General features: G+C 68.6%; 16 protein-coding genes and 1 pseudogene. 6 read left to right on the top strand and 11 right to left on the bottom strand.

What is annotated here, in order from left to right; all coding sequences use genetic code 11:
• Nucleotides 1-81 precede the first annotated feature (81 nt).
• From I1E95_RS00670 to I1E95_RS00680, 3 genes are read right to left on the bottom strand one after another with little or no spacing between them, the layout of a single operon-like run.
• The gene (locus I1E95_RS00670) at nucleotides 82-582 is read right to left on the bottom strand and encodes a hypothetical protein (protein WP_197164472.1); all 501 of its coding nucleotides are present in this window, start codon (nucleotides 580-582) and stop codon (nucleotides 82-84) included.
• Nucleotides 583-584: 2 nt separating this feature from the next.
• The gene (locus I1E95_RS00675; protein WP_197166906.1) at nucleotides 585-1,295 is read right to left on the bottom strand and encodes a putative 2OG-Fe(II) oxygenase; all 711 of its coding nucleotides are present in this window, start codon (nucleotides 1,293-1,295) and stop codon (nucleotides 585-587) included.
• 56 nt (nucleotides 1,296-1,351) lie between these two features.
• Complete coding sequence (locus I1E95_RS00680) at nucleotides 1,352-1,765, bottom strand: hypothetical protein (RefSeq protein WP_197164474.1); 414 nt, start codon at nucleotides 1,763-1,765, stop codon at nucleotides 1,352-1,354.
• 496 nt (nucleotides 1,766-2,261) lie between these two features.
• On the opposite strand from I1E95_RS00680, the gene I1E95_RS17085 reads away from it, so the two are divergent.
• Both I1E95_RS17085 and I1E95_RS17095 read left to right on the top strand, forming a co-directional pair.
• Entirely contained in the window at nucleotides 2,262-2,900 is a 639-nt protein-coding gene (locus I1E95_RS17085; RefSeq protein ID WP_255518518.1) for a hypothetical protein, read from the top strand.
• Nucleotides 2,828-3,395, top strand: a pseudogene (locus tag I1E95_RS17095) (HAD-IC family P-type ATPase). The gene I1E95_RS17085 and the pseudogene I1E95_RS17095 overlap by 73 nt, the downstream one beginning before the upstream one ends.
• 210 nt (nucleotides 3,396-3,605) lie before the next feature.
• On the opposite strand, the gene I1E95_RS00690 reads toward I1E95_RS17095, so the two are convergent.
• Complete coding sequence (locus I1E95_RS00690) at nucleotides 3,606-4,124, bottom strand: phycocyanin subunit beta (RefSeq protein ID WP_197164475.1); 519 nt, start codon at nucleotides 4,122-4,124, stop codon at nucleotides 3,606-3,608.
• Between the two features lie 110 nt (nucleotides 4,125-4,234).
• Here I1E95_RS00690 and I1E95_RS00695 point away from each other — a divergent pair, with 110 nt between their 5' ends.
• From I1E95_RS00695 to I1E95_RS00705, 3 genes are read left to right on the top strand one after another with little or no spacing between them, the layout of a single operon-like run.
• The gene (locus I1E95_RS00695; RefSeq protein WP_370594564.1) at nucleotides 4,235-5,488 is read left to right on the top strand and encodes a glutathione S-transferase family protein; all 1,254 of its coding nucleotides are present in this window, start codon (nucleotides 4,235-4,237) and stop codon (nucleotides 5,486-5,488) included.
• Entirely contained in the window at nucleotides 5,485-6,141 is a 657-nt protein-coding gene (locus I1E95_RS00700; RefSeq protein WP_197164479.1) for a DedA family protein, read from the top strand. Before I1E95_RS00695 ends, I1E95_RS00700 begins: the two co-directional genes overlap by 4 nt.
• Entirely contained in the window at nucleotides 6,138-6,719 is a 582-nt protein-coding gene (locus tag I1E95_RS00705; protein ID WP_197164481.1) for a DUF2808 domain-containing protein, read from the top strand. Before I1E95_RS00700 ends, I1E95_RS00705 begins: the two co-directional genes overlap by 4 nt.
• On the opposite strand, the gene I1E95_RS00710 is transcribed toward I1E95_RS00705, so the two are convergent.
• Together I1E95_RS00710 and I1E95_RS00715 are read right to left on the bottom strand one after the other, a co-directional pair.
• Nucleotides 6,698-7,177: a VOC family protein gene (locus tag I1E95_RS00710; RefSeq protein WP_197164483.1), complete on the bottom strand. Its 480-nt coding sequence runs from the start codon at nucleotides 7,175-7,177 to the stop codon at nucleotides 6,698-6,700. The two genes, I1E95_RS00705 and I1E95_RS00710, sit on opposite strands and share 22 nt — an antisense overlap.
• 224 nt (nucleotides 7,178-7,401) lie before the next feature.
• On the bottom strand, nucleotides 7,402-7,833 hold the full coding sequence (locus I1E95_RS00715; protein WP_197164485.1) for a hypothetical protein: 432 nt from the start codon (nucleotides 7,831-7,833) through the stop codon (nucleotides 7,402-7,404).
• A gap of 224 nt (nucleotides 7,834-8,057) precedes the next feature.
• On the opposite strand from I1E95_RS00715, the gene I1E95_RS00720 reads away from it, so the two are divergent.
• Nucleotides 8,058-8,756: a BMC domain-containing protein gene (locus I1E95_RS00720; protein ID WP_197164487.1), complete on the top strand. Its 699-nt coding sequence runs from the start codon at nucleotides 8,058-8,060 to the stop codon at nucleotides 8,754-8,756.
• Nucleotides 8,757-8,792: 36 nt separating this feature from the next.
• On the opposite strand, the gene rdgB is transcribed toward I1E95_RS00720, so the two are convergent.
• The 5 genes from rdgB to I1E95_RS00745 are packed head-to-tail and all read right to left on the bottom strand — an operon-like array spanning nucleotide 8,793 to nucleotide 12,427.
• Nucleotides 8,793-9,395, bottom strand: coding sequence for an RdgB/HAM1 family non-canonical purine NTP pyrophosphatase (gene rdgB / locus I1E95_RS00725; protein WP_197164495.1), 603 nt, complete (start codon nucleotides 9,393-9,395; stop codon nucleotides 8,793-8,795).
• Between the two features lie 6 nt (nucleotides 9,396-9,401).
• Nucleotides 9,402-9,791: a hypothetical protein gene (locus tag I1E95_RS00730; protein WP_197164497.1), complete on the bottom strand. Its 390-nt coding sequence runs from the start codon at nucleotides 9,789-9,791 to the stop codon at nucleotides 9,402-9,404.
• Between the two features lie 57 nt (nucleotides 9,792-9,848).
• Nucleotides 9,849-10,547 (bottom strand): SDR family NAD(P)-dependent oxidoreductase, encoded by a 699-nt coding sequence (locus tag I1E95_RS00735; RefSeq protein ID WP_197164499.1) that lies wholly within the window; start codon nucleotides 10,545-10,547, stop codon nucleotides 9,849-9,851.
• Entirely contained in the window at nucleotides 10,548-10,757 is a 210-nt protein-coding gene (locus I1E95_RS00740) for an acetyltransferase (RefSeq protein WP_197166907.1), read from the bottom strand.
• A gap of 56 nt (nucleotides 10,758-10,813) precedes the next feature.
• Nucleotides 10,814-12,427: an NCS2 family permease gene (locus I1E95_RS00745; RefSeq protein WP_197164501.1), complete on the bottom strand. Its 1,614-nt coding sequence runs from the start codon at nucleotides 12,425-12,427 to the stop codon at nucleotides 10,814-10,816.
• Nucleotides 12,428-12,462: the final 35 nt, after the last annotated feature.

Below are 12,462 nucleotides of genomic sequence, written 5' to 3' on the forward strand. Positions count from 1 at the left end.
AAGCAGTCATCCCCTGACTGCTCCTGTTCACCCTCCGGAGAGGGTCACAGGACCTCCTGAGTTACACCACTCGGAGGGGCGCTACCCCAGGTCGCTGCGGATGCTCTGGGGCAAGGCCTGAACATCCAGCGCCGTGATGGCCTCCTGGAGATAGTCGTTGGCTTCCCGGGCACGCTCGAGGGTGGAGGCCGACCAGAACAGGCCAGGCTCGGCCGTGGGGTCGGCCACCAGGTCCTGAAGCATGTCGTAGACCTTGGCCATCACGACATAGAAATTCAGCAGGGTGTCCTGCGGGCTCTCGCCCACCACCTGAGCAATGGGAGCCTCGTGCCAGCGCTGGGAGGTTCGCAGCAGGTCGCCGTGGAAGGGCTGGCTCTCGATCGCGATCGTGTGGGTGACCAGGCGCTGAGTGCCCGCCCTGCCATCGAGTCCCTGACGCCCAACCGCCAGCCCGTCTGAGGCGAACAACACCGGCAGGAGCAGCGCCACCAGGAAGGCCAGCAGCCGGAGTCCGGGCCGTGCCGTCCGCTGTCCCCTGGGGATCAGGAGGGCCAGGGATGGCCTGAGCCAAGAGCCGGTCACGTTCAGGAGAAGCCGCCGGGCTTGGGCCGGCGGCTCGAGAGCGAAAGATTCACGTTGGCGTTGGACGTGGCCGCGGGGGGACGCAGCGCAGCCGGCTGCGGCACGGCGATCACGTTGAACGCCAGGGACCAGCGTTCCCCCTCCCCCCTGAACGGCGGCACCGAATGGGGCTGCCAGGCGGGAAACACATAGAAATCACCCGGCACTGGATGGGCGTAGTGGACCATGCCGGTGTGGAAGCTCTGGATGTGCCACTCCTCCGGGCCATGGAAGCAGAGCTGGCCGTCGAAGCTGTCCGGACGGATCTGGGCTGGCACCTTCAGGAACACCACCCCGGAGAAGCTGCCCCCATGGGTGTGGACCGGGTTGTAATCGCCGGCTCTCTGGGCATTCAGCCAGACATCCACCAGCTGCAGGCCGTAGCGTCCGGGAAGCCAGGGCCCGCGGCCCTGGGGGGGCTGCCGCTCGATCACATGGCGGATCCAGTGGTCACAGCCCGGCAGGATCACCGTGCTGGCCAGGCTGGTCACAGCCGGGTGCTGGGGAGCCAGCTCCCGCTGCTGATCCAGCTGACCGGCCAGCTTGACCGAGGCATCCGGGGAGGTGTCCGGATCGGCAAGCACCTGGCCCGCCAGGGTGATCAGCTGGGTGAGCAGAGCGTCCGGCAGGTGCCCCTTGAGCACATAGCGGGGAAACAGGCTCAGCATCTCCATCGAGGGGGCGTCCTGCAAACCCGTTCCAGCAGAGGGCTTTCAGCCTAAGGGACCCCTCAGAGCGCTTCGTAGCGCACATTGAGATTGAGCTTGCCAGGAGCGAGCGCCGTGGCCTGAAGCACCAGCACGGCGGTCTTGCCGGCAGGGGTGCCGTCGACGCTGATGCCAGCCGGTGGATCGAAGACCAGATTCAAGCCCCACGGGCCCGAAACGGTGTTGATGGTGCGCTCGCTGTAACCCTGGCTGGTGAGGGACGTGCGCAGCTTGGCGAGCAGGCCCTCGGGTGTGCCGCCCAGCTGGCCGTTGAGGCTGATCTGACCCACGGCATTGGCGGCGAACAGGCTGGGCAGACCGCTTGGGACCGGCAGCTTCAGTCCCTTGAGCAGGGACGCGGCCGGTGCGGCGAACGCCGCGGTGGCGGAGAGAACCACCGCAGCGGTGGCCGTGAGCAGGGTGCGCAGAACGGTCAAGCGATGTGGCGCGGCTGCGCTCAACCTAGGGCGGATGGATCGGGGCAACCTGCGCTTGTGCACTGGGCGGCCTGGCGTGACGGGCGCTGGGGATGCTGCCAGCTGAGCCAGCCCGATCCGCTCAGGCAGAGCGTCATCAGCACCCCGGCGATGAGCCACCAGGGCGGACGTGGCGAAGGGTGGCGGGGAAGGTGGAATGGCACGGGCCAACGATGGCGTTGACCTGTGGCTCAGGTGTGTTCCGGGTGGCCACAGCTGTGGCCGGATGTGACTGACACCGAACCGAGCCTGAGCAGAAAGGCCCTGGTTGTCCAGGGCTTTTTGCTGCACCGTTCCCGTGCTGCGGGGAACTGCGGAAACAGCCCTTCGCTCGCCGGTGCCATTTGAGTCTTGCGCTTTTTTGCTCTGAACTGGGGTGCGGTCCGTCACCTGATCCGGCGAGAGCGCGCCGCGGGAGGGCTGGGTAAGGTCCGGACGACAGCTCCCAGCCTCCGCCGTGCTGATCTCTCCCGCCCATCCGATCAGGTCGCTGCCCCTCGATCTGGTGGCTGCGGCCCTCCAGAGCCGACCGGAGGGACTGACGAGCCGCGAAGCCGCCCAACGCCTGGAGCGTTTCACCCACCTGCTGATCCACATGATGGCGCTGCTGCTGTGGGCTGCGGGCGCGATGGCCTTCGCGGCCCGCACGCCGGCGCTGGGCTGGGCGATCTGGAGCGTGATCCTGATCAATACCCTCTTTGCCTTCTGGCAGAACCGCCCCGCCGAGGGGCTGGTGCCGGGCGATCACCTGCAGCTGGAGGAGGGGGATCAGGTGCCCGCCGACTGCCGCCTGATCGCGGCCAGTCAGCTCTACCTCGACCTGTCGGTGCTCACCGGCGAATCGCTGCCCGTCTCCCGGCAGCCCGACTCCCAGGAACGCCGGCCAGTGCTGCCTCTGCGCTCCGGCAGGGTCCTCAGCCGGCACGGGGAGCAGCCCCAGGAGGAGCGAGTGCACCCGAGCGAGCGGGCCAACCTGCTGCCAGAGCCGGCACCAGCGTGGCCGCCGGCCGGGGCGAGGCGGTGGTGTACGCCACCGGCTCCGAAACGGAATTCGGCCAGGTGGCTCGGCTCACCGCAGGAACCCATCGCTCCGTGAGCACCCTCGAGCGGCAGGTGAGCCGGTCTGCTGGCCTTCGCCGCCAGCCTGTTCTTCGTGGGACTCGATCTGCGCGAGAGCCTCGTGTTCGCGATCGGCATCATCGTGGCCAACGTGCCGGAGGGTCTGCTGCCCACGGTCACCCTGGCTCTCGCCCTCTCGGTGCAGCGCATGGCGCGGCATAACATGCTGGTGCGGTGCCTCTCAGCGGTGGAAACCCTGGGGGCCGTCGCCGTGATCTGCACCGACAAGACCGGCACGCTCACGTGCAACCGCATGGTGGTGGAGAGCCTCTGGCTGCCCGGCGCAGGCGCCCTGCCAGAGGAGGCGGCCACCGATCACCCCAGCGCCCGGCTGTTGCTGCTGGCGGCCGCCGGTGCCGGTCTGGAGCTGAGCACACTGCCGACGCGGCTGCCGCTGCAGCGGGAGATTCCGTTCGACTCGAAGCGGCGGCTGATGACCGTTCTGCTCGACTGGACCGAGGAGGAGGGCTGACCGGAGCCGGTGACCCTGATGGCCATCACCAAGGGCGCTCCCCTCGCACTGCTGCTGGCGGAGGAGGCCCGCAAGGTCCGGCGGAGACGGGAACGGCAGCTGGATTGAACGCCGCCGGGGCACGAAGCCCGACGAGACGGAGCGTGGAAGGAACCAGAGGACAGAGGCGCCACCCACGCTTCGCTGAGCCGCTGCAGCCGTTGCGGCGGCTCAGCCGACGGCGGCGGCAGCACGATCGAAGTAGGTGCCGATCTCGGAGGCGAGGGCGGAGCAGTCACCGGGGGTGATGCCGTTGCGGTCGTTGACGAGAGCCATGGCGGCGTCCTTCATCTTGCGGACCCCTTCAGCCACGGAAGCGCCGGGGACGCCGAGGGCGAGATAGGTTTCACGCAGGCCGTTGAGGCAGCGATCCTCCAGGACGGAAGCATCGCCGGTGAAGACGGCGTAGGTGACGTAGCGGAGGATGATCTCCATGTCGCGCAGGCAGGCAGCCATGCGGCGATGGGTGTAGGCGTTGCCGCCGGGGGCGATCAGGGCCGGCTGCTGATCGAACAGATCGCGGGCCGCGTTGGTGACGATCTTGGAGGCGTTGGAGGTGATGCGGTTGACGGCATCCATCCGCTTGTTGCCGCCGGAGACGATCGCGCCGAGGGCATCGAGCTGAGCGGAGCTGAGGAACTCGCCGCGGGCATCAGCCTGAGCAACAACTTTGGTGAAAGCGTCGAACATGGAGGGGAAAGCGTCCAGGTCAAACGCTAGGAATCAGGGCCACCACAGCGCGAGAGGCCGGTCGTCAGGCTCCTAGCCTGGCTTCAATGGCTGGAAACGGGTGGTCCGGTGTGATCGAAACGACTGAGCCGCTGGGCTGGGAGGAGCTGGCGGCGCTGGCCCCGGCCGAACCCGACCGGGTCAACGGCCCTGCCAACGCCCAGGCCCTGCTGCGACTCTTCGGGGCCAGCGAAGAGGAGGTGAGGGTCACCCTCTTCCGCGACCACCATGCCTGGTGCCCCTACTGCCAGAAGGTGTGGCTGTGGCTGGAGGAGAAGCAGATCCCCTACCGGATCCGCAAGGTCACGATGTTCTGCTACGGGGAGAAGGAACGCTGGTTCCGCCAGCTGGTGCCCTCCGGCATGCTGCCGGCCCTTCAGCTCGATGGCCGGCTGATCACCGAGAGCGACGACATCCTTCTGGCCCTGGAGCGAGCCTTCGGTCCCCTGAACCGCGGCATGACCGACCCGGCGGTGCTGCCCTTGCGCCAACTGGAGCGGCTGCTGTTCCGCGCCTGGTGCCAGTGGCTGTGCAGCCCCGGATTAAGCCCGGCCCAGGAGGAGCGCGCCGCCGCTCAGTTCGATCGGGTGGCCGCGGCGGTGGATGAGGTCCTGAGCTCCAGCCCCGGCCCCTATCTGCTGGAGACGTTCAGCAGCGCCGATGTGGTGATCACTCCCTACATCGAGCGCATGAGTGCCAGCCTCTTCTATTACAAGGGCTATCCCCTGCGCTCCCGTCACCCCGCCATCGCGGCCTGGTTCGAGGCGATGGAAACCCGTCCCACCTACCTGGGCACCCAGAGCGACTTCCACACCCATGCCCACGACCTCCCGCCCCAGATGGGTGGCTGCCACGACTGGGTCACACCGGAACAGCAAGCCGCCCAGCGGCGCGTGGATGAAGGGCCCTGGCCCGTGGCCAGCCCGGATCCGGAAACCTCCCAGCCGGAGCCTGAGGGATCAGCTCTGGTCGCCCTGGCGCGAGTGCTGAAGCACCGCCAGACGATCGCAGCGGTCAACCCCGACGAACCGGAGCGCTTTGACCGGGCCCTGCGTTGCGCCCTGAGCACCCTGGTGGGTTCATCTCTGCCCCAGCCACCGGCAGGATCCGCCCCGGGCCTGCGCTATCTGCGCGATCGCATCAGTGTGCCCCGCGACATGCCTCTGCACGCCGCCCGTCGGCTGCGCCAGGCCCTCGGAGCCGCCATCGGGGCGGCCGAGGGCCCGAAGGAGGCCATGTCGGCTCTGCCTCGGCAGCACCGCCGCGACCAGGATCCCAGACCATTCCTCGGACTGGATCGCGCCCCGGCAGCGATCACCCCATGAGCACACCATGGAGTGACCTGATCAGCCTGGAGCAACTGCAGAAGCTCCTCGCCCACTGGGGTTACCTGGTGGTGTTCCTGGCGATGCTGCTGGAGAATGCAGGCCTGCCCCTGCCGGGTGAAACGCTCACGCTGCTGGGGGGCTACGCCGCCGGCAGCGGTCAGCTCAACCTGCTGGGTGTGATCACAGCCGCCACCGGCGGAGCCGTGCTGGGTGACAACCTGGGCTATCTGGTGGGGCGTCGGGCCGGCTGGGGTCTGGTGCAGCGCGCTGGTGCCCTGCTGGGCCAGAAACCCGAGCAAGTCGAGAAACTCCGTCAACGGTTCCTGCGCCATGCTGAGCTCTCGGTGCTGCTGGGACGCTTCGTGGCGGTTCTGAGGGTGTTGGCCGGACCCATGGCAGGCGCCGTGGCAATGCCCTACCGCCGTTTCGTCGTGTGCAACCTGCTGGGGGCGATGCTCTGGGCCAGCTCCATGGTCAGCCTGGCCTGGCTGGGGGGCCGCTGGATCCCTATGGAGCGGATGCTTCGGGGTGTGGTCGAGTTCGGCCTGGGTGCGCTGGTGCTGGTGGTGGTGATCCTGGTGCTGCCGAAGCTGCTCTCACGCTGGGAGAAGCGCTGGATCGAGCCGTCCTCAGCCGTTGACCCGCCATGAATCACCATCGCCTCAACAGCACGCGACTGCTCGCGCCCCTGGCCGCCATCGGCTTGAGCCTGATGATCACAGGGACAGGCCTGGTGGCACCTGCTGCGGCCATGGGCGATGAGCAGGCCGGCCAGACCCAGTTCCTGCGTGCCCCCTGGAAACTGCGCTGGCGCACCTACTACTCGACCGTCTTTGATCGCGGCGGCGAGTACTACGTCACGATCGAGATGCCCGAGGAGGCCGGTGCGGGGCTGGGGGCGCTCGAGATCCGTCAGATCTCGGGAGCCGACTGGCGCTTCTCCTTCGACGACTCCCGCACCCGCGCCTTCCTGGGCCAGCCCAGGCGGGAAGGCCCGCCGGTGCCGGTCCAGGCCAGCTTCAACGACGCCAGTCGGCTGTTTCGCATCACCTTCCCGTCGCCGCCCGCTCCAGGGCAGACCGTGACAGTGGCGCTGCGGCCCTGGAGCAACCCTTCCAGCGCCGATGTCTATCAGTTTTCGGTGGTGGCCTTCCCGGCCGGGCCGAATCCCGTTGCCCAGCAGGTCGGCATTGCCAGGATGTCGATCTACCCGCCGGTGGATTTCTGATCACCGCCGCCTGGGGGGAGCTGCCGGTGCCGCTCACCCACCTGTTGACAGGACTCCAGTCCGGTGATCGCCTCGGGGTTGCTGTAGTGCTTGAACTCCAGCCAATTGCCCGAGGGATCGATCAGAAACAGACTGCGGTGCTCGAGGGGGGTGCCTGAAAAACGCAGGCGCGGCTCACCCTCCAGCCGCAGGCCCTGAGCGCGGGCCCGCTGCTCGAGGGCGTCCAGCTCCTCGGAACTGGCGAACACCAGACCGAAATGGCGGGGGTAGATGCCCTTCTGGGTCTGGGGCTCCCCAGGCTCCAGATGGGCCACCAACTGATGACCGCCCAGCTCGAGCACAAGAGCCTCGGCGCTGCGGCGGCCGCGCCGGCAACCCAGACCCTGCACGTACCAGTGTTCGGTGGCCTCCAGGTCGACAACGGGGAAGGCCAGATGAAACAGGGGCGCGGACGACATCGCGACGGGGGCGCGGACGGGCAGAACCAGTGTGGCGCCCACAGAAAAGCCCCCGGTGAACACGCGGGGGCTTTTCCGGAGCCAGCCATGCAACCTGGGGGGGCGCAGGCGGCTCAGGGGCCGACGGGGTGGAGGGGTCGCCGGTCATTCCATAGCTAGCCCTGCTGACTCAGGCCAAGCCAGCGCCGGAGACCAAACGCAACACGCCGGGGCCGCAGGAGAGCTCAGAGGCGGCGACGGAAACCATCGCTGAATCCCACCGAGGGAGTGGAGCGCTCATCACTCGAACGGCTGAGCTGCCAGACATTGCGGCTCAGGCGCTGGGCGGTGAGGCCGGCCCGGCGCACCACGGCGGTGCCGGGCCGGGCCCCCAGCAGCAGGGTCACCTCCTGGGTGGTGAGAGGAGCGCCGGTCTGGACGGCCAGGGAGATCGCCTCGAGACGGCCCTTCAGAGTCGACACGGTGGCGGATCCCTCGACTTCCGCATCGAGTTCGAGCAGAGGCAGCTCGGCGCCCGTGCTGGCCATGCCGCGCATCAGACCCAGTCCCACCACGGCCAGGGCCTGCTCGGGTTTGACACCCTGCTCGATCGCACCGCTGATCCACTCGGAGAAGGTGGTGGTGGGGTTCACCGTGCTGCTGGATTTCGGAGCCACGGCGGTGATTCTCAAGGGTCTTGAGGCGAAGGTATCGGCTGTGCCGGTGCGCGCAAGGGGCTGGCCTCGTTTCAGCAGGAAACCGGAAGGGGCCGAAGGGTAGGATCCCCCTGCTTCCTCGAGAACCCAGTCCCCTGGGGATTCGGCCGGCTCGTTCAGGCCGGCTCTTTCAGGCCATCGCGCCACCCATCCCACAGGTCTGCTTGATGCCCCGTTCGTCACGGATGGATTCCCGCCCGCCGAACGATTCAGGCCGAGGTCGTCAGGTTCGCCTCACAGGCAGCCACAGCCCCGCGGTGCAACCGCGTCAGGCCATCGAGCTGCGCGCCTACGTCTTTCTCGACTCATTGCAGCCCCAGCTGGCCGCCTACATGGGCACGGTGTCGCAGGGCTTCCTGCCCATTCCCGGCGATGCCTGCCTCTGGCTGGAGGTGGCGCCGGGCATGGCCGTGCACCGCCTCACCGACATCGCCCTCAAGGCCAGCACCGTTCGCCTCGGCCAGAAAGTGGTGGAGCGGGCCTTCGGGAGCCTCGCCCTGTACCACCGGGATCAGAGCAGCGTGCTGCTCTCCGGCCAGGCCGTGGTGGACGCGATGGGCACCACGGTGGAACGGCGTGGCCGCTGCGAAGTCACCTGGGACGAGATCATCCGGGCGATCACCCCCGACCATGCGGTGCTGATCAACCGTCAGAACCGGCGCGGCTCGATGATCCAGGCCGGCATGAGCATGTTCATCCTCGAGACCGAACCGGCCGGCTACGTGCTGATCGCCGCCAACGAGGCCGAGAAGTCGTCGAACATCACCGTGGTCGATGTCAAGGCCGTGGGTGCCTACGGGCGGCTCACCCTGGCGGGCCGGGAGGGCGACATCGACGAAGCCGCCGCCGCCGCCATGCGGGCGATCGAGATCATCAACCGCTGACGATCTCACACTCCCTCGGGAGACGGAGAAGAACGTTCAGGGCCGGCCGTTCACGTTCAGCCCCAGCACCCGCGGCAGAGCCACCGCCAGGGTGCGCAGAGCCTTGGCGCGGCTGCCGAGCTTCTCCAGCTGATGGGGAGGTAGTTCAGCGAGGGTGCAGCCCGCTTCGCGCACATGCAGCAGACGATTATAGCCGTAGCCGGGGGCGGCCACGGGCTGGCGCAGGATCTCCCCCCGGCAGATCCCCTCCGCCTCGAGCACGGTGGTGCCGCCTGGGTCGGCCAGGGCCAGGGCACTGATCAGGGCCGCGCTGCGGTAGGGGGTGTCCCCCAGTTCCTTGAGCAGACGGGCCATGCGCTGCTCATCGCCCTGGGCATAGCGGGCCGAGTACACGCCTGGGGCACCGTCAAGGGCATCCACCGCCAGGCCCGAGTCATCGGCCAGAGCCCAGTGGCCGGTGATCCGGGCCACGGTCTCCGCCTTGAGCCGTGCGTTCTCGGCAAAGGTGCTGCCGGTTTCCTCCACCTCCAGTCCCTCGGGCTGCGGCATCACCACGAGATCCAGCGAGGCCAGCATCGCCTCCATCTCGTGGATCTTGTGGCGGTTGCCGCTGGCGATCACCAGCACGGGCCTGGGCATGGCCGCTCAGCCCTGGGCGGCCAGAGGCCGGGAGCCCTGCCTGGGCACGGGGCCATCACGGTCGGAGCGGAAAATCAGCTCCAGATCGCCGGCATGCTCGGGCAGCAGGGAGATCAGCGCGGCCAGGGCCTGCAGGGTCTGGGGCGCGCCCTTGATCATCGTTTCGGAGCTCATCAGCACCACATCCAGCTCGGGGCCATCGGCCTGGGGCTGAACATCAGCGAACAGCTGAACCACCATCCCCTGGGGAGGAACGCGCATCACACCACTGAGGTGGGACGGACCCTGATGGTCGAATTCGGCATTCAGACGCTGCAGGGCAGGCATCAGCTTCGGGATCAGTTCATGGCCCGCCGCAGGCCCCCGGGGCTTGAGCACGATGATCAGACGAGCCATCTCCGCCGCTGCGTTCGAGGCCCGCATCCTTGCGCAGCGCCGCCCCCCAGGGGGGGCTCACCACTCCCGCTGACAGCTGATGGCCAGCTCGAAGGGCACGGCACTGGCCGGCAGCGCCAGCAGGAGGCTCACCTGGGCGGCCAGATCCTCCGGCTGGGTCATCTCCTGGCGCGGGATGGCCTGCACCGCCGCCGCCATCTCGGTGTTCACCCAGCTCGGGCAGATCGCCGTGACCCGGATGCCCGCGTCCCAGCCCTCCTGGCGCATGCAGTCGCAGAGGGCCATCAGGGCGAACTTGCTGGTGGCATAAGCCGCCAGCCCCCCCCTCACACGCTTACCGCTCATCGAGACGAGCGTGATGATCCGGCCCCGGCCGCTGCGGACCAGCCAGGGCCACGCCGAACGGGTGAGCCACCAGGGGCCCATCAGGTTCACCGCCCAGATCCGCTCCGGCTCCGCCGCCTCTTCTGCACCGAACAGCAGTCCGGCCCGGGAGAACACCCCGGCGCAGTGGATCAGCCCGTCGATCGAGCAAAAACGTCCGGCCGTGGCCGCCACCCAGGCCTCGGCGCTGGCCGGCTGGGTGGCCTCGTAGGGGTGCACAAGCACCTGAGGCGAGGGCTCCAGCGAGGTGCCCTCCAGGGCCTGGGGGGTACGCACCCCCAGGCTGAGGCAGTGGCCTTCGGCCGCCAGGACGGTGGCGATCGCCCGGCCGATGCCACGGCTGGCGCCACTGATCAGCAGGGTGCGAGGCATTCAGCCCTGGTGGTAGGCCGGATCGAGCCAGCAGCGGGGCATCGCTTCATCGGAGGGGAACACCAGGTCGGTCTTGCTGAACGACTGCGGTTCCTGCATCTCCTCACCAGCGTGGAAGCGCCCGCTCAGGCAAGAGGCGAAGGGGTCCATCAATTGCTTGACGTCGAGCACCTCCACCAAGCTGCCGTCGGGGCGGTATTTCAGGAACATGGGGCCCTCCAAGGGATCAGTCTCCGCTGTAGATCCGCGCCGGGCTCTCTGGAGCATCAGCGTGGTGGAGCGTCACCGACTGGGTGGGGACCACGGCGGGAGCGCCGCTGCGCCCAGGCCGCCGCCGCGAACACCGCCGCCATCACCAGATAGCCGAGAGCCCAGTCGGCACCGGTGCCCCAGCCCAGATTCAGGACGGTGTCGGCGGGCGTGAAACGCCAGGCGTGGATCAGCCCGAACCAGGAGCCGGCAGCCGCCAGGAGCCCGCAGGCCGAGGCCGCCAGGAAGCGCTGCTCGATCACGTACACCAGCAGAGCTGAGAGCAACATCGCCGCCACGATCTGCCCCTGCTCGAGGGCGAAGGCTCCCGCCGCCCAGACGTCGGCCTGCTGCAGCGGCAGCAGCAGCGCGGGCCCGAAGGGTGGCCCCGCCCCGCCGGCGCCACCGGCCCGCAGCCCGGCTTTGAGCAGCAGGGCACCCCAGCCCGCCAGCCCCGGCAGCATGCCCAGCACCACGGCCGGAGCGTGGGCCGCAGGGGTGGCCTGGAAGCACTGGGCGGCGATCACGATGCCGATGTAGAGCACGATCGCCATCCCGGCCTCGATCGGCACCAGCTGGCCCATCAACCCGAACAGGCCGAACAGGCAGCCCAGGCCCATCAGCAGCCCGTTCAGCCAGGAGTAGCCGATCCTGGCGCCCATCCCCTTCCAGCCGGGATGGCCGATGTAGATGGTGGTGGGGAAGCAGGAGCCCAGCAGCGCCGCCGCGATCGTGCCCACGCCATTGATCAGCAGCGATCCCTTCACGGGATAGCGGTCGCCGGCGGCCTCGGCGCTCTCCAGGTTCTGCAGTGATCCGAGGATGTTGAACAGTCCCATCGGCACGATCACGCCGATCCAGGGCAGCAGCTGGTCACGGGCCTGCCAGAGAGCCCCCAGCTGAAGCCTGGGTGGATGCCAGCCCACCTGGGCGGCATTGGCCTGCCAGCTGATGGGATCCAGCCGCAGCAAGCCAGTGGCCGCGGCCAGGGCGATGCCGAGCAGCACCGCCAGCAGGCCGCCTGGGATGGGCAGGCGCAGGTTCCCGTAGTAGGTGAGCAGGATCACCGCCAGCACCGCCAGCCCCACGACGGGATGGGCGTAGGTGCGCAGCAGGAAGCCCAGGGCGATGTAGCCCAGGGCGATGCCGGCCAGGGTGGAGAGCAGGGCGGCCCGCGGCAGCCAGCGGCGCAGTCCTCCCACGCACCAGGCCCCCGCCGATTCGATCAGCCCCGAGCCCAGGCAGGCCATCAGTCCCGCCTGCCAAGAGAGTCTGACGGCCTCGGCATCACTCAGACCCTGACCGAGGGCCGTGAGCTTCACCGGCAGCATCACCAGGAACACATAGGCGAACAGGCTCACCGTGTTGATGCCGTAGGGCAGGGCGGTGCGGTCGGAGCGGCGCTCCACCCGGCCGAGTCGATGGGCCTGCCAGGCGTAGGCGGCATTGCCCACCACGAGGCTCATGCCTGTGGCCGGCAGGATCACCCCGAAGATCAGGCCGTCGGGGTAACCCAGCACGCCCCGGCAGAGGCCGAGGATCAGCAGGATCTGGATCAGGTTGTCCAGTCCGAGTCCAAGCAGCCCGTCCCAGTCGCCGGGCACCAGCCAGCGGGGTCCCCTCTCGTCCATGGCTCTGGCCCCTTGCTGGCCCCATGATCCTGTAG

Origin of the sequence: Synechococcus sp. CBW1107, assembly GCF_015841355.1 — a bacterium.
Taxonomy (GTDB): Bacteria; Cyanobacteriota; Cyanobacteriia; order PCC-6307; family Cyanobiaceae; genus Regnicoccus_A.

Coding starts and splice junctions, on each gene's coding strand:
- I1E95_RS00700 (WP_197164479.1), top strand. CDS start 5,485: ATGAGCACACCATGGAGTGACCTGATCAGCCTGGAGCAACTGCAGAAG.
- I1E95_RS00740 (WP_197166907.1), bottom strand. CDS start 10,757: ATGTTCCTGAAATACCGCCCCGACGGCAGCTTGGTGGAGGTGCTCGAC.
- rdgB (WP_197164495.1), bottom strand. CDS start 9,395: ATGCCCAGGCCCGTGCTGGTGATCGCCAGCGGCAACCGCCACAAGATC.
- I1E95_RS00690 (WP_197164475.1), bottom strand. CDS start 4,124: ATGTTCGACGCTTTCACCAAAGTTGTTGCTCAGGCTGATGCCCGCGGC.
- I1E95_RS00730 (WP_197164497.1), bottom strand. CDS start 9,791: ATGGCTCGTCTGATCATCGTGCTCAAGCCCCGGGGGCCTGCGGCGGGC.
- I1E95_RS00675 (WP_197166906.1), bottom strand. CDS start 1,295: ATGGAGATGCTGAGCCTGTTTCCCCGCTATGTGCTCAAGGGGCACCTG.
- I1E95_RS00735 (WP_197164499.1), bottom strand. CDS start 10,547: ATGCCTCGCACCCTGCTGATCAGTGGCGCCAGCCGTGGCATCGGCCGG.
- I1E95_RS00705 (WP_197164481.1), top strand. CDS start 6,138: ATGAATCACCATCGCCTCAACAGCACGCGACTGCTCGCGCCCCTGGCC.
- I1E95_RS00720 (WP_197164487.1), top strand. CDS start 8,058: ATGGATTCCCGCCCGCCGAACGATTCAGGCCGAGGTCGTCAGGTTCGC.
- I1E95_RS00710 (WP_197164483.1), bottom strand. CDS start 7,177: ATGTCGTCCGCGCCCCTGTTTCATCTGGCCTTCCCCGTTGTCGACCTG.
- I1E95_RS00745 (WP_197164501.1), bottom strand. CDS start 12,427: ATGGACGAGAGGGGACCCCGCTGGCTGGTGCCCGGCGACTGGGACGGG.